Consider the following 20668-nt stretch of genomic DNA (forward strand, 5'->3'; position numbering starts at 1 on the left):
TCACCACTCGGATCGGGGATCGCAGTATACCTCCAAGGAATATACTGAGCAGTTGAAGACGTACCAGATGGAATCAAGTATGAGCCGCAAAGGAAACTGTTACGATAACGCTTGTATTGAATCCTGGCACAGTATCTTGAAGAAGGAGCTCATTTACTGTAACCCGCGTTTTAAAACTCCAGGGCAGGCGTACCAGGACATCTACCAATACATTGAGTTTTACTACAACCGCAAGCGAATGCATGGCACGCTGGGGTATCTTTCCCCCGCCCGATTCGCTAAGCAGTTTACAACGGCATCCGTTGCGTGAGTATCTACTTTCTTGACAGAGGTCCACTGAGTCCGTAAGCTTGGTAAAATTGTGCTTTTTGTAGAAATAGGTGCGCCTCGGTCCGTTACAGCTGATTGATACCTCTACTTCTCACGCTCACAGCCACGGAATTCAGTGTTTTTACCATATCAGCTTTATAATTCATGCTCCTAAACATACGTTAAACTCTAAGCTGATATGTCCGATAACGCTGCTGTCCTCCGGCCACATCCAGTAACTGTTGTTCGACCAAATGATGCAGAATTCGTCTGGAGTGCCTATCCGTTACTCTGAGATGCTTAGCAAGCTCCAAAGGTGTGAATGCCCTGAGCAGACGTCTTGCGTAACGAAGGGTCTCCGCTTCCAGCCAAGTTAATGTGGAAGAAACATCCGTCGCAATGAATTTTCCGATAAAAGACAACACCAACTGTTGACATTGCTTGGGTTCTTCGATAATCGAAGGATAAGCAATAGGAAGAAAAGTCCAACTATCAAGTGCCAGTAAGCAATGCCGTCGGCATAGATCCTTGAAGCGTCTGACATCCAGATCTCTGGCGTGAGGTCCATAGCCTTGAATCTCAATCCCGCCTTTTGCACCTCCAGGCATATAAGCCAAGTCCAGATAGCGGTACCCGTTATTGAAATCACGCACTTCCCATTCTGGAAACAAATGATCGAAATTGCCGATTGCCGGAAACCATACCTTGCGGAGAAATTCAACTGTTCCGTGGCCTAATCCTTTGCCAAGTAACTCCTTGCGCCTGTGGTTGCTCTCATTCTTAAGATTGCTAACTAACCATTCCTCGTACTGCTGCTCAAATCGCGGCATCCGTACTCCTCCTCGAACGCTCAACTTAGTGTTTATTTTTCCCGCAAAAAAGCCGCCTCAATACTCAACCCTCTCCAAGAATCTAACTCGGAAGGGGCAGAGCATTAAAAGCGGCGTGTGCTTCACAACCTATGTTTCTTATTATAGCGCTACAAATCCAGGAATCAATAGATTCCACACCTGCTGTTTAATGTTCACCAGGGTCCTCAAAGGACATAACTACGGTTTGAAAATAGGGCTTGAATCCAAGCTTTGTATAAAGCGCATTGGCTTCGTGGCTTGCTCTCAAGGTTGCTGTATGTACACCTTTATTATGTAAATCATGGAGGGTTTTTAGGCACAGAGCGCTTGCAGCACCTTGATTTCGATACTGCTGCAGGGTTGATACGAACTCAATGGATGCCTGATTGCCGGTCTGAATGGCAGCGGAGGTAGCAATGGGAACGCCATCCAGGTAAGCAAGATAAAAAGACAACTCGCTGCGCGAAAGCCAAAATTCGTGATATGTTTGATCCAACATAGGCCAGCCGTGCAGCGCCTCATTCACCACATCAATCCATAATGCAAATTCAGACGAAGATGTAACCCTGTGTATATTTATTCGCGGATTAGACAGTGGCAAGTTATGAATTTTTGCTAAATCTAGCGCCATACCCCATTCAGGATTTTCGGGATCGGATAAATCCCTGAATCCTTTAGAGGCTAGAATAGTGGTTAGGTTTGCAGGCTTGGAGCTTGGCGGGATAAACCAAATTTTTGGAAGTACTCCTGATTTTAAGTCAGGCAGCAGCTTGTCAATATGCTCGATTGCTGTATCCTCCTCAAGCGATACTTTAAAGACTAGTGAGGGGCCGTCGAAACCAGGCAAAGGAGAAATCCATTCCACATCCCCCTGATGATATTGCATATGTTCTGCCAACGCCAGGGTATGCAGATATTTTTCCATTCCATCAGTGATGCAATCCACGTAATAATCGTGATTCATAAATCTCATCTCCAAATGGAATTTGAGGTAGGCGTCATCCAAGAATATTGCTGAGAAACTCTATAGCGCTTATCTCTTCCCTAAGAGCAGCTTGTTCCGTAAGCGGAGTCCAATGTAATTAAGCAGTACCTGCATCAGCAGGCTGTCTACTTGTGTGCCGGTGCCTTCGTATTGCAGCGACAGGTCAACGATGTTCTCTATACCTTGTAGCCTTACGTGAGCTATGCAGGCAGTCCGAGCGCCTTTTTCCTTGGCTCTCTTCAACTGCTGCACCTGATGAAGATTATACTGCGGCATATAAATCAAGCTGATGACGGCCGACTTTTCGTTCACAGCGTCAATGGCTTTGACTTGATAATTGGGATCGATGAACGCATTGGTCTTCTTGCCCAGGAGCACCAGTTCCACCTGCAACCGCCATATCTCGGAATGCAAGGGAATGCCGATGAAGACGATCTCGTCACTGGATTCGATCATGGACAGCAGTGAAGTGATCGCCTGTTCATCCAGTCGGCTGGTGGTTTCCTTAATCTTCTCGGCCAGCATCTCGCCATAGGCTACCGGGTCAATGTCCTCATCCTTGAGTGCAGGATAGTATTTGCCGTCATATTGATATTGCAGAGGAGACTGATCATAGATCATCCGGAAGTTTGAGAAGTTGTCATAATACATCTGCCGCATGAAGCGGCTGACCGTAGAGACAGAGATATGGTTGGACTCAGCGAATTGCTGTATGCTTGAAGTCTGAAGCTGGTTATAGTTCTCCAGCATAGCTTTGGCGACATCAAAATAAATATCATCCTGGTCATAGGTGTTATAGCACTCCAGCAGCGCGAGAATATCTAGCATGATGTACAGACTTCCTTTATAGTTTTACTTCATTATAATCGGATTCGGGTGGAGAACATTCAGCACAAAATCGCCCATACCGGGTAAAGGTAGGGCGATTTTTTGACAATTGTGCGATTCGTTGTCTAATTACTTATGCGAGTACCCCGCAGCATGGATACCGGCCAGCCGACCGGAAGTATAGGCAAAGCCCAGCGTACCGCCTTCAAAATCAACATAAGCCTGTCCGTACATCCCGCCCGCATCAGCTCCGGCGACGTAAAGTCCAGGGATGGCCCGGCCGTCCGAGTCGGTGGCTTCGATCTTCTCATTGATGCGTACGCCGCCCAGCGTTCCGAGGTTGCGTCCGACATACTTAATGGCATAATAAGGACCTTGCTTGAGCGGAACCAGCCGCTTCGTATCGGAGAAGAACATAGGGTCATTGCCCTGGGCAATAGCCGTATTGTACTGCTTGGCGGAAGCGAGGAAGGTATCCTTGTCCACGCCGATCTCCTGAGCCAGCGCTTCCAGTGTACCTGCTCTGTGGACAACACCGGTGCCTTTCATTGAATCCAGCAGCGGAGTATAGTCCGTAGGTGTATTCTCAGCCGCAAGAATCGTATCTGTATCATTCGGTTCATTGAATTCCATGTAGAACTGGCGCTTGCCCTTCCATTTGGAGAAGTGGGGTTCGATGGCTGCCAGGCCCTTCTTCTTGATGGTGTTCAGCATGGCGGAGTCCAGAATCAGGAATTCCGTCTCTTTGGGCTGCATGTGAATCTCAGCGCCGTGTACAGCGAAGAGGGTAACCTTGGTCTCATCGGAGAAGCGCTGGCCCAGCGTGTTCACTCTCAGGTTCGGGTACTCGCTGAACTTGGTCAGGCTGTACCAATCCTTGTTGATCGGGGCCATCTTAACGATCTCTTCAGGCGTAAAGATTTGCGCAAAATACTGAGTAGAGGTCATTCCGTATGGATCTGCACCAGCCTTCCAGGCCATCTGAATGCCGTCACCTGTATTTGTAGCAATCTGTCCCGGAGTGAATTTCTTGCCGAAATATTTCTCCATCATCTCGTTATTGCCTCCGAAGCCGCCTGTTGCAATGACGACAGCCTTGGCATTCACCTTCAGATGAGAGCCATCCTCTTTTTTGGCCATTACACCGGTTACCGCACCGTTAGAGTCTGTAAGCAGCTCAGTCACCGGAGTACTGAAGCGAACCTGTCCCGATTTGGCTTCAAAAGACTTGATCAGCTTGGTGATCGCCACCGTGCCGCCTTCCTGGTATCCGTGCAGCGTGGCAGGCATTCCGATATGCTCAAAGGCAAAGCCGGTGCCGGCATCCACCAGGGTCATTTTGGCGCCGTTCGCATTCAGCCAGTCAACTGTTGTCCCTGCTTCATCTATGATGTTGCGGACCAGCAACGAGTTCATGTAGCCATCGGAGGCTGCCATGTACTGGTCATAGAGCCATTGCTTGCTGACTGTAGCCTTCTTGTCCTTCTGCTGCTGAGAATCGGCGGCAAACATCCCTCCGGCCATGGTGCCTGCGCCCATAGGAGTAGCTGTTTTCTCTAGCAGCACAACACTCGCTCCGCTGTCTTCTGCGGCAAGTGCCGCAGCTGTACCTGCTGCACCGGCGCCCACTACGGCCACATCAACCGTGATCTCTTCCACTTCCTTGTTCTCAGCAGTGGCTTTGGCCTGCTTCAAGACCGTCAGATCCCCGCCTGCCTGCTTGGCGCAATCCTCTACAGCCTCCAGAATCCCCTTGGTGGTCATAGACGCGCCGGAGACGGCATCAATTGCCAGGGTTTGTTCGCTGACGATTTTTTCGGGAACAATCTTGAGCGGCCCTTGAGCGATGCCTTCTGTTTCACTCTGGCTTAACACCTTTACGTCTTTAATAGCGGTATCAGTGAATTCTGTCTCAACCTCGATCGGGCCGTTCTTCCCGTTCCCCTTGGCTGTGTATTTCCCCGGCTTGAAGGAGAGTGCAGCGCTTTTATCGGAAGTGCCTGCCCCCGTGGGCTGGCTTGGGCTTGCCGCCGCTGGCTTCTGATCGTTCTCCACCGCTCCTTCGTCTGCCTTGTTTGACGCGCTGTTACAGCCTACCATCGAGATCAACAGAATCGTGATCACAACCAGCAGAATCCCTTTGTACCCCCAGTGTTTTTTTTGCATCATGCAGTTACCTCCCTAATGATCTACGAGGAAAAAGTCCTCTATCTGAAGGTACCATGTAACACATTTCACATGGAGGTCTGACTCAGACCGATTTCAGTCTGATTTAGAATTGTCGGAGAACACATCCGTCCTTGCTCGAATCTCCCGGACTCTTTTTATTGGAAATGGGACTCCAGCTCCTCTGTTACATATTGCATTAAAAGCTTCTTGGATGAGGATTGATACTCAACGTTGCGTGATTGCAGCAGACCTACCGGAATGGCGGCGTCCTTCAGCGTGACCTGGAGTCTCACCACATTTGGTGGTAATGGTGTAGATTCGAGGACGGCTCCTATACAAGGAATTTGCCGGACGAAGCCCGCAATGGCTGAGATTTGACTTACGGTATGCAGAAAAGGAGTATCGGTGTACCGGGAGAAATGCTTCGATAATTGGGAATGATATAGACAGGTAGCTCCCCCGGCCATGATTGGATAATCAAGCAATTCCTCGAAAGCGATCTCATCTTTTGCAGCCAAAGGGTGGTTGTTCCCTGCGATAAAAGATATCCGCTCCTGATACAAGGGTTCGAAGTGATACGAAGCTGGATCAGCAGGCTCTCCGCAGATGGCAAAATCCAATTGATTCTGAAGCAGTGCATGCGAGAGCGAAGCGGTATTTCCGATTACAAAATGGCAGGATACATTAGGTTTATGCTCCATGAACCGCAGAAGCGACCTTGGCAGTACCTCTTTCGTTAACGATTCCAGCCCGCCGATCCTAAGCGTACCGATCTCTTCTTTTTGCAGAGCTTTGGCCTGATCCGCAACATAGGTCCAATGTCGGATCAGACTATCGATCTCAGCAGCAAATATTCGCCCCGAAGCTGTAAGCTCAGAGTCCCAGCCCCGTTTGAACAGCTTGATGCCCAGTTCCTTCTCCAGACGTTGAACCTGATTGGTGATTGTGGACTGCGCGTAGTTCAGTTTGGCGGCTGCTTTAGAGAAGTTTCCTTCTTGCAGGATGGTTTGAAATGTAGTTAGTTCTTTTAGGTCCATAGCAGATATCTCCATCGGATAATTTGAATTTGTGTATCATTTAATTCAATTATACAGAATGAGAAGCGGGGAGTACAATGAAGTTACACCAGTGAAGGAGTGAAGTGACATGCCTTTTGTCAGAGTCAGTTACTTGGAGAACAAATACGATGACCAACAGCTGCCTATCATTAGCCGCGAAATTATGAATGCTCTAAGGGAGCATTTTAACGTGCCGCAAGATGATTTCTTTCAAGTCTTCCATGCCCATAAAGCAAGCGAATTTTATTACAGTCCGAATTATTTAAACATAGAGCGAACGGATGGGCTGCTCTATATTCAGATTACGCTCAAATCCGGGAGAAGCCAGGAGCAGAAAAGGAGCTTTTACAGCAAGCTGGCCGAAACGTTGTCGAGCACACTGGGCATCAGGAAAGAGGACGTTTTCGTCGTGCTGGTCGATACAGAATTCGAGGATTGGACGTTTGGGAATGGCATCGCTCAGATGATTGAATGACTGTTCATTGAAGGAAGAGAGGTACTTGGAATGAAGCATCGGAAAATTGCATCGAATGCCCTTGAAGCTTTTGGAGACATTGCTCCTTCGTTCGCGCGTTATTCGGAGGAAGTGCTCTTTGGGGAGGTGTGGAGAAGGGCAGAATTATCGCTTCGGGAACGCAGTCTCCTGACGATATCGGCCCTGGTTGCCGGAGGGCTTACTGAGCAGCTACCCTTTCATATCCGTCTGGCCCTGGAGAACGGTCTATCCGAAGAAGAAATGATCGAGGCAATGACTCACCTCGCCTTCTATGCAGGCTGGCCGCGTGCTGCATCGGCGATACTGGTTGCCAAGGAAATTTTCGAGGAAATATGAACACAATTGCGCATGTGAGCGAAAGCTCCGTGCGCTTTTTTGTTTTAGACAATTTTTATTGAAAAGAGGTTAGAAAATCGCGATTATTTCATTTTTTTAAGAGCTATACCCTGATTAGGTCCTGATGAATCGGTTTTTGTCGAGAATTGTTAAGAGTTTGTTTAGAGCTGTCTGCTAAAATGGGCGCAGATATGAAATTTCTACTGCTATGCAGCGGATGAAAAGTGATGATTGAATAAGGGGGAGCGATACATTGTTTATAGGTAAGGGATTGAAAAAATATTTCTCGTTGTTACTCGTGATCAGCTTGGTATGGACCGGAGCCTTTCCGGTATATGCGGGTTCAACGGACAACGGTGAGGCAAGCTGGGAGAATGTCGGTCCGCTGCCAGGCGGCGAAAAAGTAAACGGAGTTGCTATAGGCTCCGAAATATTAGTTGCAGTGGGGGAAGGAGGTAGTATTGTTACGGCAAGCGGCCCTGCATCATGGGCTGTTCGTACTTCTGGGGTAACCGGGGATTTGAACGGCATTGTTTATACAGGGACAGGCGGCAGATTTGCTGCGGTTGGGAACAATGGAGCTGTTTTAACGTCTACAGATAGCGTGAGCTGGTTGCCCGCGCTTTTTACGTCCTCCACTGGTAACTTGAATGCCGTTACCTATGGCAATAGCAGACTGGTGGCAGTCGGCGATGCTGGAAAGATAGTAACGTCTACCGACGGCGGTATCATGTGGACTGCATCATACGTCCCAGACGTTAATGTGAATCTGAACGCTGTTGCCTTTGGCAACAACAAGTTTGTTGCAGTAGGTGATAACGGTATAGTATTAACCTCCGTAAATGGAACGGTATGGGAGAAGGTAACACGTAAAACAACCGATAACTCCAACCTGAACTTGAACGGAATCACCTTTGGCGGCGGGATGTTTGTGGCTGTCGGTGCGTCCGGAATCGTTGTTACCTCTCCGGATAGTTCAAAGGCCGCAGAGAAGATCATTGGATCGAATGTGATCCTGAACGGTGTGGCTTTCGGCAACAGCGTATTTATGGCCGCAGGAGATGGCGGGAAAGTGTTTTCCACTAGTGATTTGGGTAAGACTTGGAAACTTGAGACTACAGGAGCGACCGCTAAACTTAATGGTATCGTATTCAATCCGGGTCAGAACCGCTTTATTGCTGCGGGTGAATCCGGTGAGATCATTATGTCTTATGCCGTTCCCAACATTCCACGAGTTCTTGGTCTGACTCCAGGGAATGATGAGACGGATGTTGGAATAACTGATAATCTGGTTCTGACCTTCAATCAGCCGGTGATTGCAGCCAGTGGAGCCATTACAATTTTTAAGGCCGCGGATCTAGCAACTCCGGTTGAGCTCATTCCGGTGGATGATAGTAGTGTAAAGGTAGATCCAGATACTAATACCGTAACCATTAGTCCGAGTCTGGATTTTGTTGAAAGCACTAAATATGTCGTTACAATTGACGAGAATGCCTTCATCAATGAGAGTGAATATGGAAATTCCGCGATCGCAGCGGGTGAGTGGAGCTTCACGACAATTGCTGGACCAGCAGATGAGACAGCTCCAACCGTAAGCGAGTATTCTCCTGACCAGGGAGAGGCGGGAGTCGCAACTAATGCCAAACTTACGCTCACGTTCAGTGAAGGTGTAACAACAGATAGCGGCAACATTCTGATTTATGACAGTGCGGACGAAGGTAACCTAATGGTAATTCCGGTTAATTCAGAGAATGTTACAGTTAAGGATAACGTGGTAACCATTGTTCCGTATGAAGATTTTAAGTACAGTACTACGTACTTTGTAAACATCGATGACGGAGCTTTCAAAGATCTGGCAGAAAATTCTAACTCTTATACAGGTATCTCGGACAAGGAGACCTGGCAGTTCACAACAGCCGAAGCGCCTGATACTGCACCGCCGGTTGTGAGTGATTTTTCTCCTAAAGATGGAGCAGCGGCTGTAGAGATTGGCACCAACCTGACCCTTACCTTCAATGAGGAGGTAATGAAGAGTGAAGGTGAAATTAAGATATACAACAGCACAACCATCGAAGTTCCGCCTGTGACGATCCCTGTCGATTCTGATGATGTAACCATTGACGGCAATGTGGTAACGATTAATCCGCAGGCTAACCTGGATTACAGTGCAAGCTATTATGTACAGATTGATAATGGTACATTTACGGATATGGCGGGTAACAGCTATGCCGGTATCACGAACAATACAACCTGGCGCTTTAGTACCACCAGTGAACCGGATACAACAGCGCCAATCGTAAGCACATTCTCACCTGAGAATGGGGCAACAGAAGTAGCTATCGGAGCGAACCTGGAGCTTGCTTTTAGCGAGAATGTGTTAGCAGGGGAAGGCAGTATTGAGATTTACAACAGCACAACTGACAAATTGGAAGCTACGATTGCTGTCCAGGATGTAAGCATCCTGAATCATGTAGTAACGATTAATCCGGCCCACAATCTGGAGTATGGTTCAAGTTACTATGTGTTAATTACTGAAGATGCATTTGCAGATGCATCCGGCAATTTCTTTGCGGGAATCTCGGATAGCAGCACCTGGCAGTTCACCACCCCGGCTGCGCCAGATACAACTGCACCTGTGTTGAACACGTACTCACCTGAGAATGGAGCAACAGGAGTAGCTATTGGAGCGAATCTGGAGCTTACCTTCAGCGAGAATGTTAAAGCTGGAGAGGGCAATATCATCATTTACAATAGTGTGAATCATGCACCGGCAGCGACGATTCCTGCGGCTTCCGGGAATGTAACTATCCATAGCAATGTAGTAACGATTAATCCTACGGATGATCTGAAGTATGGCGCGAGCTACTATGTACAGATTGGAGCAGGGGCATTTACTGATCTCGCAGGCAACAGCTACGTCGGTAATGCTGAGAGCACAGTCTGGCAGTTCACAACCACAGATGCACCGGATCGGATCTCGCCAACGGTGATTACGTATTCGCCGGAGCCATGGGCCACCGAAGTGGCAGTGAATGCGAATCTGGTCCTTACCTTCAGCGAAAATGTACGGGCGGCGGCGGGTACCATTGAGATTTTCCGCAGCACCGATGATACGCATCCTGTCTTGACGATTCCAGCCCTTTCAGACAGGGTAACGATCCTGAACAATGTCGTAACCATCAATCCGGCGGCTGACCTGGAGCATGGGACGAGTTACTTTGTACAGGTTACAGAGGGAGCATTCACAGATAACGCTGGCAACGGCAATGCCGGTATTGCAGGCATTAACGCCTGGCGGTTTGTGACCACCAGTGCGCCAGATACAGCAGCGCCTGTAGCGACATCTTACAGTCCGGCAGGCAATGCAACGCACGTACCTGTATCTACTGCGCTCACATTGACCTTCAACGAGAATGTGCTTGCTGGAGAAGGCAATATTGAAATTGTAAATGCAGCGGATAACGAGGTTGTAACGACAATTCAAGCTGGAGATAAGGCACTTGTCGCTATTAAGGACGCAACCGTGAGTATTAATACAAGCGGTCTCCTCAAGCAGGGCGGCAGCTATTATGTGCTGATTCAACCGGGTGCTTTTACAGATGAATCAGGTAACGGTTATGCAGGACTTGCGGATAGTAAGGTCTGGAGCTTCTCTACAGTTCCTGTTCCGGTCATGCCAACTGATCCTCCTACACCGGCACCGGGTGGCGGTTCAGGATCAGGAGGGGGAGCCCCGGCTCCGGTACCAACACCAACCCCGCAGACGGAGAGCATTAATGCAAACGTTGAGAACGGGGCTGCTCAAGGCTCCATGGTATCCTCCGTTGTTATTAACCGCACCAAGGATGCGAACGGAGTGAAGAGTGATACCCTTACGTTCACATTGGAGCAGGCTATCCGGGCGGTTAATGAGCTGAAGGCTGCCGGGTCCAGTATTGCCAGAATCATCGTGCCGGATCAGAAGGATGAGGTGGCTGGAACCAGATTGACGATTCCGGCAGCTTCCAGCAAGCAATTTGCTGACAATCAGATCATGCTGGATCTATTCACAGTGAATGCTGAGGTGAAGGTGCCGGGCAGCTCGATGGCTGGATTCGGTACAGATATTTATTTCAATCTCGTTCCACTGAAGACATCGCAGCAGAGCGCAGAGGCTGAAGCCCTTGCCAAAGCACAGGTGCAGAGTGTATCCCGCGGTGCAACAGTTACGCTGGTAAGCCGTCCGGTAACGATTGAGACCAATCTGCAGAGCCGTCCGGTTACGCTGGTATTGCCGCTTAACAACTCTTCGTTAACGGCGGAGCAGCTGAAGGCACTGGCGGTCTTTATCCAGCACAGCGACGGCACCAAAGAATTGGTCAAGGGTGAGATCGTACCTTTCGGCCAGACCGGGAAGTCAGGGATTCAATTTAGTATCAGCAAATTCAGTACCTTTACCGTTGTTCTTGCGCAAGATCCTGCAGTACAGGTGAAGGCGTATATGACGGGTTATGCTGACGGCACCTTCAAGCCAGGGAACAGCATCACACGGGCAGAAGCGGCCAGCATCATTGTCCGCACCTTCAGCCAGTCCGCAGTTACTGCTGGTGTAGCGTATTCCGATGTTCCTGCCAGCCACTGGGCGGCAGACGCAATCGGTCAAGTGACGCGAAGCGGCATCATGAAAGGTTATACGGGCGGTAGCTTCAAGCCTAACCAGACGATTACAAGAGCTGAAATGGCGACCATTCTGTCACGCTTGCTTACAAGCGCTCAAGACCAAGCGGCCGGCTTCAGTGATATTTCCGGACACTGGGCTCAGGCAGCTGTTGAGCGGATGTCCCAGGCTGGCATCATCACCGGCTACGAAGACGGCACATTCCGTCCAGACCAGACGTTAACGCGTGCGGAAGCTGTAACCATCGTTAACCGTGCTCTTGGTATCGCTCCGTTGACCAGCGCAGCCCAGAAATGGACGGATGTCCCGGCGAGCTACTGGGCATTCGGCAGCATCCAGGCAGCATCTGTAGATCATACTGCAGAATAAAATAAATAGAGCACAAACAGCCCTTCCATCCGTCTTTGACGGGGAAGGGCTGTTTTGTGCTGTGGGCTGAATGCTAAAAGCGGCTACGAGAGTACGTGGATCCAATGTAATCGAAAAACCGACCACATTTGGCCGGCGTGGAGCGAGTAGGCCCAATGTAATCGAAAAACCGACCACATTGGGCCGGCGTGGAGCGAGTGGGCCCAATGTGGTCGAAAAACCGACCACATTGGGCCGGTGTGGAGCGAGTGAGCCCAATGTGGTCGAAAAACCGACCACATTGGCCAGCGTGAGGCGAGTGAGTCAAATGTGGTCGAAAAACCGACCACATTGGGCCGGCAAAGGTGGCTCAGCGCTATCGGCGGTATCACCCGCCGCCAGGGGACGTTGTTCCTGATCATGCTGGCCGCTACTTGCTGCCTACTTACTCCCCGCCTCCCACCGCAGATTCCAGTGGTAACGCTGGTCCAGCTCCTCGTGTCCGCTGAAATACTCTACCAGCCGTTCCACGCTGAAGCTTCCGTCCGGCTGGCTGCGAAGCATGGCGATGGCGCACATCCCCTTATCGTTGTTATGCTCGTCCAGCTGCACCTTGATATTCGGCCCGCCCTGCTGGCTGATGGTTATAACGGCGCCGGCTTGTGACCAGTTCGTAACGCCTTCATAGATAAAAGCAAAGATGACGATCCGGCTGATCTCGGAGAGGTGGTGGCCGTTAATCCGCAGATTCTCACCTGTGGCGATGGAGCCGGTGCGATCATCCCCGTCTAGGAGGATGTAAGGCGGCCGGTTCAAGCTGCCGAATGATTCGCCGAGCGCCTGGACCGTACCCTTAAGGCCGTTCTTCAGCTCGAACAGACAGCCGAGGTCCAGGTCAATGCCTCTGCTTCCGAACCACCCGGAGGATGGAGTCTGAAGCCAGTTAAGATTGATAAGAATCTCTCCTGCAGCTCCTGCTCCCTGCTGGAGACGGAGGGTCTCCCCGTGCCGCTTGAGTACGATGGTGTCCGGGTTCAAGGGCGAAGCGGAAGGAGCGGCTGGTGCTGCGGGAGGCAATGAATCGACCGTCTTAGGCCGTGACCGCAGCTCCGGGAGAACAAAGGGGGAGTTTCGGGCAGGTTCGGCTGCCCTGGAAGCTTGAACAACGGGCAATATATCCTTGACCTGTATTCCGTAGCTCTGGCAAAGAGCGGCTAAACCTCCGGCATAACCGGAGCCGACCGCGCTGAATTTCCATTCGTTCTGATATCTGTAGATCTCCCCTGCCACAATGGCAGTCTCCACGGAATAACCGCCCCCCAGGCGGTACCGGAGGAGCTCCGTGCCATCCGCAGCGTTCATAATGCGCAGATAGGGATCGGAGAGCTGCGAGAAGCTCTGCTGTCTTGATTCCGCCTCATAGATCGTCAGGGCAAAGGCAATCCGCTCAACCTCCGCAGGAATTAGACTAAGCTCTACAGCAATTTGTGTATCGTCAGCGGGTCCGCTATGGATTCGTTGCGCGGGAGGCAATATCACTACAGACTGGTCCGGGGCCGCAGGATTGCCATAGAAAATAAGATCCTTCTCTGTTGCAACCTTCTGCGACGCGGGAAGTAAAAAAACGGAGAAATCAATCTCGACCCCAGCCCTTGCTTCATTCCAGCCCATGCCTACGATGATGCGGCCGAGGAGAGGATTGTCTTGGGTTAAGCTGCATTTTTGCCCCTTGATAAGCTCAAGTGTCATGAGAACCAGCCTTTCCTATGAGTAGTTCAAGCTTGTATAAGTGCGGGTGGCAGACTCAGAATCTGTCCCGGCTTCCGGCATCCAGATTGGGACCATTCAGATCTGTCAGGCGCTCCAGGGATTGCTCGTAGATCCGTACAATATCCTGTATCTTCTGGAACTCGGGGTCCGAGGGGCCTAGGTTGTCCATGAACATGCGCTGTAGAATTTCTTGGTAAAAGGAGATACGGCTCCCCACCAGTTTGCATTCGTAGTCAATGACCTCTTCAATCGAGTGCTGCTGAACGAATTCCATCAGGTCGTCTGCAAGATTACCACGTGGCTCGCGTTCATTGCGTGCGGCAACCGGCGCGTTGACATTATCCAGATTGACGGTGGAGCGTATGTCGGTGAACAGAATCCCTTCCTTGGCCAGCATCACCTGAAAAGGCTTGTGCTTGAACAGCTCCTGCGCAACCAGTGTACACATTGCCTGATTCCTCAGCAGCATCCCGTCAAACGGATGTAGCACCCACCCGCTGTCATCCCGGAACAGGTTGAATGTAAAATATTCACCCCCATACTCATATCTCAAGTTGATCGCTGTCTCAGAAGTAAGCTCGTATTGAAATGCATCCATTCTATTGCATGCCTCCTGCTTCTACTTTGGATTTCTATTAGCATAGCAGAAAATGGGGAATCTTGGAGAGAGGATTTCAGTCTAAATGGAAGAACCTCTTGCGCCGCAAGAGGTTCTTCCATTCGCTGTCAATCCGTCTTCACGCCAAAGGGGGAAACTGCAGGGTGGCCCGCAGTCCGTGACCGGTGTTGCTCTCCAGAACAAGCTTGCCCTTATGGGCTTCGGCAATGCGGGCGACCATCGGAAGGCCAAGCCCGTGGCCCTGCCGGACGGGGCGGGTCCGCTTCCCGGAGTAAGGCAGGAGGAGCAGCTCCGGCAAGTGCTCCGCCGGAACACCCTGACCATTGTCCGATACGGACAAGGCGAAACAGGAGTCTTCCCCGCTGCGGAGGATGCTAATCTCAATCCGGCACCCATCCGGGTTATGCCGGATGCTGTTCTGGACCAGATTGCTTATTGCACGGTAGAGCAGCTTCTCATCGCCCATCACCTGCAGGCGCTCGTCCATAATGCACAGGTCCAGTGAATAACGCTCCTCCAGGCCGTTATTAATGAAGTCGGATACTACGGTCCGGCCCAGAGCGGATAAGCGGATAGGCTTAAGCTGCAAGGGCTGCATGTCATACTCCAGCATAGAGACGAGGTTCAAGTCGCTGACCAGCGACCTTAGCTGCTCGCCTTGGCGGCGGATGATGGCAGCCTGCTGGCGTTGCTCTCCGGTCAGGTTGTCCTGCTCCTCCAGATTGCTCGCGTAGCCCAGGATCATCGAGAGCGGGGTGCGGATGTCATGGGAGATCCCGGCGATCCAGTTGGAGCGGGCTTCATCCCGTGATTTCAGCTGCGAGCTCCTGGTTTGCAGGGTAGCGGAAGCCGAATTAATGCTCTCGGACAAATCACTGAAGAGTCCGGCAGTCTCCAGTTTAACCGGCTTGTCTTTGGCCAGGGCATGAATGCTGTTGATCAGGGGCCGGATACTCCGGATCAGCCGGGTGCCGATGAACAAGGAGAGGGCCACGGCCAGGGCCACATTGCAGATCAGGAGCAGCAGCACTCTTAAGGGAAGGGAGCGCAGCCAGTCCGTCATGTATCCGAGCTGATATTTTTCATATGAATATTTAGGATAGCCTACGACAATAAGTCCTTCTGGATGCTCCCAGATATACACAGGATATTCCAGCAAGTAGTAGCGTGAGAACTTCGCCACCTCTACGATGTTGTAAGCGTGCGGAATCTCCGGAGGCAGCTGCTCACTCCATGTCACCTTGCCTTCCGCGTTCAGCAGCATTGCCCAGGCCCGGTTCTGCTGAAGCAGGGCATCCCCCTTGGGATTAAGGGAATACTTGCCGTCAGACCCTTGCAGAGCTGAGGATATCTCCCGCACAACCTTTTTCGGTGAAGCCTCCTGATGGGTCTCCTTGAAGATCAGCGAACCGAGCAGAATCAGATTGAACAGGAGCAGCAGCGTAGAGACCAGCAGGGTAGAACCTACGAATTTGCGTAAAATACGGACCGCGCTGTCCATTAGAGCGCCTCCTGCACAACAAGCTTATAACCCAGCCCCCGGACGGTCAGCAGATGCACCGGCTTCGAGGGATCGGCTTCGATCTTCTCGCGGATACGCCGCATATGCACCATTAAGGTATTCTCATACCCGTAGCTGTCATCTCCCCATACCGCCAGGCACAGAGCATCACTGGTCACAATCCGGCCGCGGTTCTCATAGAGCTTGACCAGAATGGCGTGCTCTTTAGCCGTCAGAGGCAGCTCATGGCCTTCTCTTCGTACCACAGCGCTGTCCAGATCCACCACCTGTTCACCTGCTCTGAAGACAGGCAGCCGTTCTGGAATCGGCGAGGCATATACCCGCTTCAGCACAGCGCTCAGGCGCAGCAATAACTCCCTCGGCAGAAATGGCTTAACGATATAATCATCGGCCCCAAGGCCCAGACCCAGCAGCCTGTCCTCATCTTCACCGCGCGCCGACAGGAAGAGTACCGGCATATCAGAGAAGGTTCGTATGGCGGAGAGAAGCGAGAACCCGTCCCCGTCCGGCAGCATCACATCGAGAATGGCGATATCCGGCTTTTCCTGGCGGCACATGGCGAGAGCACTGCTATAATCTCCAGCCGCATAGATGCGGTAATAGCCTTCTTTTCGTAAAAAAAGCTCGATCATCTCGCGTATCTTCGGTTCGTCCTCAACGATCATTATTTTGCGGTTCTTCATCGTATTCAATCGTCATCACCCATGAATTAGTATACACGATCAGGCGGTGAAGAATGGGAGGGGCCGGTGTATTTAAGGTAGGCGTAAGGTTATCTTCAGCCTGGAGCAAGGGAAGGCCTCTATGCTTGGAAGCAAGAGCCGACATGAGAGAAATGGAGCTGAACTGGAACCTATGAACACTCAACCAATTATCGAGACACAGCAATTGACCAAGACCTATGGGGGAACGCCCCGGGTGGATCAGGTAAATCTGAAGGTGCAGCAGGGAGAGATTTTTGGCTTCCTGGGTCCGAATGGAGCAGGGAAGACGACTACGCTCAAGATGCTGCTGGGACTGGTGCAACCCACCCAAGGAACAGTTAAGCTGTTCGGCCAAGAGCTGCGGAACCACCGGCTGGAGATTCTGAACCGGACGGGTTCGCTGATTGAGTCGCCTTCCTATTACGGACATCTGACGGGCCTTGAGAATCTGAGAGTCATGCAGCGGCTGCGCAGCCTGCCTGCCAAAAATATCGATAAGGTGCTGCAGATTGTCCGGCTGGACAATCACCGGCACAAGCCTGCCGGGCAGTATTCACTCGGAATGAAGCAGCGCCTGGGTCTGGCTATGGCCTTGCTGGCTTTCCCGAGTCTGCTCATACTGGACGAGCCTACGAATGGGCTTGATCCTGCGGGGATCGGAGAGATCCGGGAGCTGATTAAATCCTTGCCTGCCCAGTATGACATGACGATTGTGGTATCCAGCCACCTGTTGTCGGAGATTGAGCAGACTGCTACATCGGTTGGCATCATCAGTGACGGCAAGCTGCTGTTCCAGGGGGGGGTGGCTGCGCTTCAGGCGCAGAACCGGGCGGCGGTTCACTTTCGGATCAATGATCCCGCCCAGGCAGTCCGGATACTGTCGGAGCACGGGTATAGGCCCACAATGCAGGAGCAGCAGCTGGTGTTCAGCGCCATGCCGGACTCTGAGGTGGCCCGGGTCAATGAGATTCTGGTGTCCGGCCAGATTGCTGTGAGCCGGATCGTGGATTCGAGGAAGAGTCTGGAGGATATCTTCCTGGATCTTACCGGAAAGGAGCGGAGCCTGTGATGAAAGCTTTGTTCCTGGAATATTACAAAATCCGGCGGAGAAAAGTATGGGCGATGCTGACGCTTTTTCTGGCTGCCGAGCTGGGGTGGGCGTCGATGTCCATGAGCATCTCGATCTCGCGGAGTGCGGACAATGCCACCTGGGAAGCGCTGATTTTCAGCCTCTCGTCCATGAACGGGCTGTTCCTGCCGATTCTGTCGGCGATTGTGGTGTCAAGAATTTGCGACATGGAGCATAAAGGGGATACCTGGAAAATGCTGATGACCACTTCTGTCGGACGCCAGACGGTCTATGCCGCCAAATTCGTCTGTGCCGGAAGTCTGCTCCTCTACGGCATTCTGGCCCAAGTTGTTTTTATTGCCGGCTTCGGCATGTTCCATAGACTCGCAGAACCGCTCCCGGCAGGTCTGCTGCTGCAGTTCACTGCGGGTACTCTGATTGCCAGTCTGCTGATTATTGCGATGCAGCAATGGATATCGCTGGCGGTGAAGAATCAGGCATTTGCCCTGTGTCTTGGCATGCTGGGCGGGTTCCTGGGGACGACCGCCAGCTTGTTCCCTGCCGCTGTCCGGCAGTTAGTCGTCTGGTCTTATTATTTGGATCTCAGTCCGGTGACTTATGTGTATAAGGCTTCTTCAGGAACTTATGTTACCGGAAGCATGCCTCTGATTCAGTTAAGTGCAGCTCTGATACTGACACTGGTTCTGTATGTTGCCGGGAATACCCATGTCTCCAAACAATCGGTCTAAGGAGGAGAACTTATGCTTAGAAGTGTTGCGGCCGAATGGCCCAAGCTGCGCCGTTCGCGGATGGGGCTGGTGCTGGTCAGTCTGCCTGTGGTCAGCCTGATGATCGGCTGTGCTAATTTTGTGATGAACCGGGAGGCCTTGCAGGGAGAGTGGTATAGTCTATGGACTCAGGTAAGTTTATTTTATGGAGAGTTCTTCCTGCCGATTCTGATTGCCATCTGCTGCGCCTTTGTCTGCAGGCTGGAGCATGTGAACCGGAACTGGAACATGATCCTGGCTGCTCCAGTATCCGTAACCAGTCTCTTTATAGCCAAGCTTGTTATTGTGGGCATGCTGATTGCCGGAGCGCAGGCGCTATTCCTTCTAATGTATTGGGCGGCAGGACAGATGCTGTCTATGACGGGGGATTTTCCAAAGGACATCATCCTGTGGACCCTGCGCGGCTGGGTGGCTTCGCTGAGTATTGCTGCCCTCCAGCTCGGCTTGTCCATCCGTATCCGCAGCTTTGCCACACCGATCGGCATCAGCTTGTGTGCCGTTTTTGTGGGCCTGGGCCTGTATGTGCTGAAGCTGGGGCTGCTGTTCCCATATTCGCTGCTGACCATTGGCATGGGCGTGCTTACCCAGCGCGGACTGACGGCTATGGAGAATCTGCTATTCTTCCTTATGAATGGAGTTTACCTCGTAGTTCTGTCAGTCTGGTCGGTCCGCAGATTGAGATATAAGGATGTAGGCTGATGCGTGGCGGGCGGACATAAGCAGCTTTAAGCAGCTTTAAGTAGCATTAAGCAGCAGTAAGCGGAGGCCGGGGGCCTCCGCTTGTCTTTCGCATCCTATTAGGGGATGATGCGGGGAACCCGCTCAAGAAACGAGAGTCTTCCTATTTGCTCATATCGTAATCCGGCATTCCAATAGTAGAGAACCACTGGCGGATCTGCTCCTGGTCCTTGGAGAAGGTAAGGCCCAACTGCAGCAGGATTCTTGCCTTCTGCGGAAGCAAATCGCCTGCGCCGATGATACCTTTGGCTCCGGTGTCGTATACTGCCCCTGAGCCTGCGCGCGTAGCGCTTACGAATAGAACGCCCTTCTCGATAGCTGCTGTGCGGGCTGCTTGCTGAGCGGTAGAGATCCCGCCGGCACCATGGCCCGCCGTTACAATCCCTCTAACCCCTTCATTAGCCAATGCCGTAATGGGCGTAGCGGAGGCTTCTGTATAACTATACACAACATCGACTTTGGCCAAATCTTCCGGCTGGATGGTGCTGAGATCGAAAGGAGTCTTCCACTTCTCCGTACCGGCATCCTTGACACGTGCTGGAGCACGAACGGCACGAATCCGGTTCTCATCTACCGTCCCCAGAGCGCCGTAGCGGCCCCCGTCGAAGGTATCCAGACGCAGTGCATCCGTCTTGGTGACTTCCCTGGCTGCAAAGAACTCATCATTCATCATCAAAACCGTGCCATAGTAAGTGGTTTTCTGGCTTGCAGCCAGCCGGATCGCATTCAGGAGATTAGCTTCCCCGTCGAATGAGATCGTATTGGATTGTCTCATGGAGCCGGTGAAGACAACGGGCTTCGGACTGCGGACGGTGAGGTCGGTCCAGTAGGCCAGCTCTTCCATGATGTTAGTGCCGGTGGTAACCACTACGGCATCGACAGCAGGATTGCTCAGTTCCTTATCAACAGCAATCGTAAGATTGTATAAGTCCTTGGAGGTGGTTTGCGCCGAGCTGATATTGCTTAGCTCTGTACTGGTGACATTGGCTATTTTGGATAGCTCGGGTTGTAGTCTTTGAATAATATCATTAATAGGTACCTTTGGCGTGCCATACGTCTGAAACAGCTCTCTGGAAGGAGAAGTGGAGGTGATGGTTCCTCCGACACCGACTACTACGACATTCGGAATGATTCTCCCGGGTGTGGTGACTTCGGCGGCCTTCGTGATCGAAGGGAAGGATAACATGGTGAAGAGAACCAGCAGAGCGGTAAAAAGACTTAGACTTCTTTTGTGAACAAGATTCATAAGTGACCTCCTCTTATTTTGATTTCTATGTAATCATATATGACATAAATCACAATTGTCAAAATGATATTTTAACTTTTATGTAAAATTAATCAATAAATATGCATTAATCATGTATAAATATAAAAAAATATTTTTTGTTGTGTTATTTTTTATAACATATATATCGGGGGAG

General features: G+C 51.2%; 17 protein-coding genes. 7 read left to right on the forward strand and 10 right to left on the reverse strand.

Annotated features, from left to right (window positions below):
* Nucleotides 1-310: IS3 family transposase (locus tag ACFSX3_RS30700; protein ID WP_379313690.1), on the forward strand; the 310-nt coding region annotated here is incomplete at its 5' end.
* A gap of 181 nt (nt 311-491) precedes the next feature.
* On the opposite strand, the gene ACFSX3_RS30705 is transcribed toward ACFSX3_RS30700, so the two are convergent.
* From ACFSX3_RS30705 to ACFSX3_RS30725, 5 genes are all read right to left on the reverse strand, one after another.
* On the reverse strand, nt 492-1139 hold the full coding sequence (locus ACFSX3_RS30705) for a transcriptional regulator (RefSeq protein WP_209874685.1): 648 nt from the start codon (nt 1137-1139) through the stop codon (nt 492-494).
* Nucleotides 1140-1326: 187 nt separating this feature from the next.
* Nucleotides 1327-2124 (reverse strand): GNAT family N-acetyltransferase, encoded by a 798-nt coding sequence (locus ACFSX3_RS30710; RefSeq protein ID WP_209994292.1) that lies wholly within the window; start codon nt 2122-2124, stop codon nt 1327-1329.
* Between the two features lie 69 nt (nt 2125-2193).
* Complete coding sequence (locus tag ACFSX3_RS30715) at nt 2194-2973, reverse strand: MurR/RpiR family transcriptional regulator (RefSeq protein ID WP_209994291.1); 780 nt, start codon at nt 2971-2973, stop codon at nt 2194-2196.
* A 129-nt stretch (nt 2974-3102) separates the two neighbouring features.
* Nucleotides 3103-5142: an FAD-dependent oxidoreductase gene (locus ACFSX3_RS30720; protein WP_209994290.1), complete on the reverse strand. Its 2040-nt coding sequence runs from the start codon at nt 5140-5142 to the stop codon at nt 3103-3105.
* 155 nt (nt 5143-5297) lie between these two features.
* A complete protein-coding gene (locus tag ACFSX3_RS30725) occupies nt 5298-6179 on the reverse strand; it encodes a LysR family transcriptional regulator (protein ID WP_209994289.1) in 882 nt (293 codons plus the stop codon).
* 109 nt (nt 6180-6288) lie between these two features.
* On the opposite strand from ACFSX3_RS30725, the gene ACFSX3_RS30730 reads away from it, so the two are divergent.
* From ACFSX3_RS30730 to ACFSX3_RS30740, 3 genes are all read left to right on the forward strand, one after another.
* On the forward strand, nt 6289-6675 hold the full coding sequence (locus ACFSX3_RS30730) for a tautomerase family protein (protein WP_209994288.1): 387 nt from the start codon (nt 6289-6291) through the stop codon (nt 6673-6675).
* A 30-nt stretch (nt 6676-6705) separates the two neighbouring features.
* Nucleotides 6706-7032: a carboxymuconolactone decarboxylase family protein gene (locus ACFSX3_RS30735; protein WP_209994287.1), complete on the forward strand. Its 327-nt coding sequence runs from the start codon at nt 6706-6708 to the stop codon at nt 7030-7032.
* Between the two features lie 253 nt (nt 7033-7285).
* A complete protein-coding gene (locus tag ACFSX3_RS30740; RefSeq protein ID WP_209994286.1) occupies nt 7286-12058 on the forward strand; it encodes an Ig-like domain-containing protein in 4773 nt (1590 codons plus the stop codon).
* Nucleotides 12059-12478: 420 nt separating this feature from the next.
* Here the strand turns inward: ACFSX3_RS30740 and ACFSX3_RS30745 are convergent, their stop codons facing one another.
* The 4 genes from ACFSX3_RS30745 to ACFSX3_RS30760 all read right to left on the reverse strand — a co-directional run bounded on the left by ACFSX3_RS30745 (nt 12479) and on the right by ACFSX3_RS30760 (nt 16631).
* Nucleotides 12479-13786 (reverse strand): TerD family protein, encoded by a 1308-nt coding sequence (locus ACFSX3_RS30745; RefSeq protein ID WP_209994285.1) that lies wholly within the window; start codon nt 13784-13786, stop codon nt 12479-12481.
* 55 nt (nt 13787-13841) lie between these two features.
* Entirely contained in the window at nt 13842-14405 is a 564-nt protein-coding gene (locus ACFSX3_RS30750) for a hypothetical protein (RefSeq protein WP_209994284.1), read from the reverse strand.
* Between the two features lie 139 nt (nt 14406-14544).
* Entirely contained in the window at nt 14545-15927 is a 1383-nt protein-coding gene (locus tag ACFSX3_RS30755) for a sensor histidine kinase (RefSeq protein ID WP_209994283.1), read from the reverse strand.
* Nucleotides 15927-16631 (reverse strand): response regulator transcription factor, encoded by a 705-nt coding sequence (locus ACFSX3_RS30760; RefSeq protein WP_379258869.1) that lies wholly within the window; start codon nt 16629-16631, stop codon nt 15927-15929. The genes ACFSX3_RS30755 and ACFSX3_RS30760 overlap by 1 nt, the downstream gene beginning before the upstream one ends.
* A 172-nt stretch (nt 16632-16803) precedes the next feature.
* Here ACFSX3_RS30760 and ACFSX3_RS30765 point away from each other — a divergent pair, with 172 nt between their 5' ends.
* Genes ACFSX3_RS30765 through ACFSX3_RS30775 form a run of 3 tightly spaced genes read left to right on the forward strand, consistent with a single transcriptional unit; the run spans nt 16804 to nt 19208 of the window.
* Nucleotides 16804-17721, forward strand: coding sequence for an ABC transporter ATP-binding protein (locus ACFSX3_RS30765; protein ID WP_209994281.1), 918 nt, complete (start codon nt 16804-16806; stop codon nt 17719-17721).
* Entirely contained in the window at nt 17718-18470 is a 753-nt protein-coding gene (locus ACFSX3_RS30770; protein ID WP_209994280.1) for an ABC transporter permease, read from the forward strand. Before ACFSX3_RS30765 ends, ACFSX3_RS30770 begins: the two co-directional genes overlap by 4 nt.
* Nucleotides 18471-18482: 12 nt before the next feature.
* Nucleotides 18483-19208, forward strand: coding sequence for an ABC transporter permease (locus ACFSX3_RS30775; protein ID WP_209994279.1), 726 nt, complete (start codon nt 18483-18485; stop codon nt 19206-19208).
* 142 nt (nt 19209-19350) lie between these two features.
* Here the strand turns inward: ACFSX3_RS30775 and ACFSX3_RS30780 are convergent, their stop codons facing one another.
* Nucleotides 19351-20493, reverse strand: coding sequence for an asparaginase (locus ACFSX3_RS30780; RefSeq protein ID WP_209994278.1), 1143 nt, complete (start codon nt 20491-20493; stop codon nt 19351-19353).
* Nucleotides 20494-20668: the final 175 nt, after the last annotated feature.

The organism is Paenibacillus rhizoplanae (genome assembly GCF_042684125.1).
Classification (GTDB): domain Bacteria; phylum Bacillota; class Bacilli; order Paenibacillales; family Paenibacillaceae; genus Paenibacillus_AQ; species Paenibacillus_AQ rhizoplanae.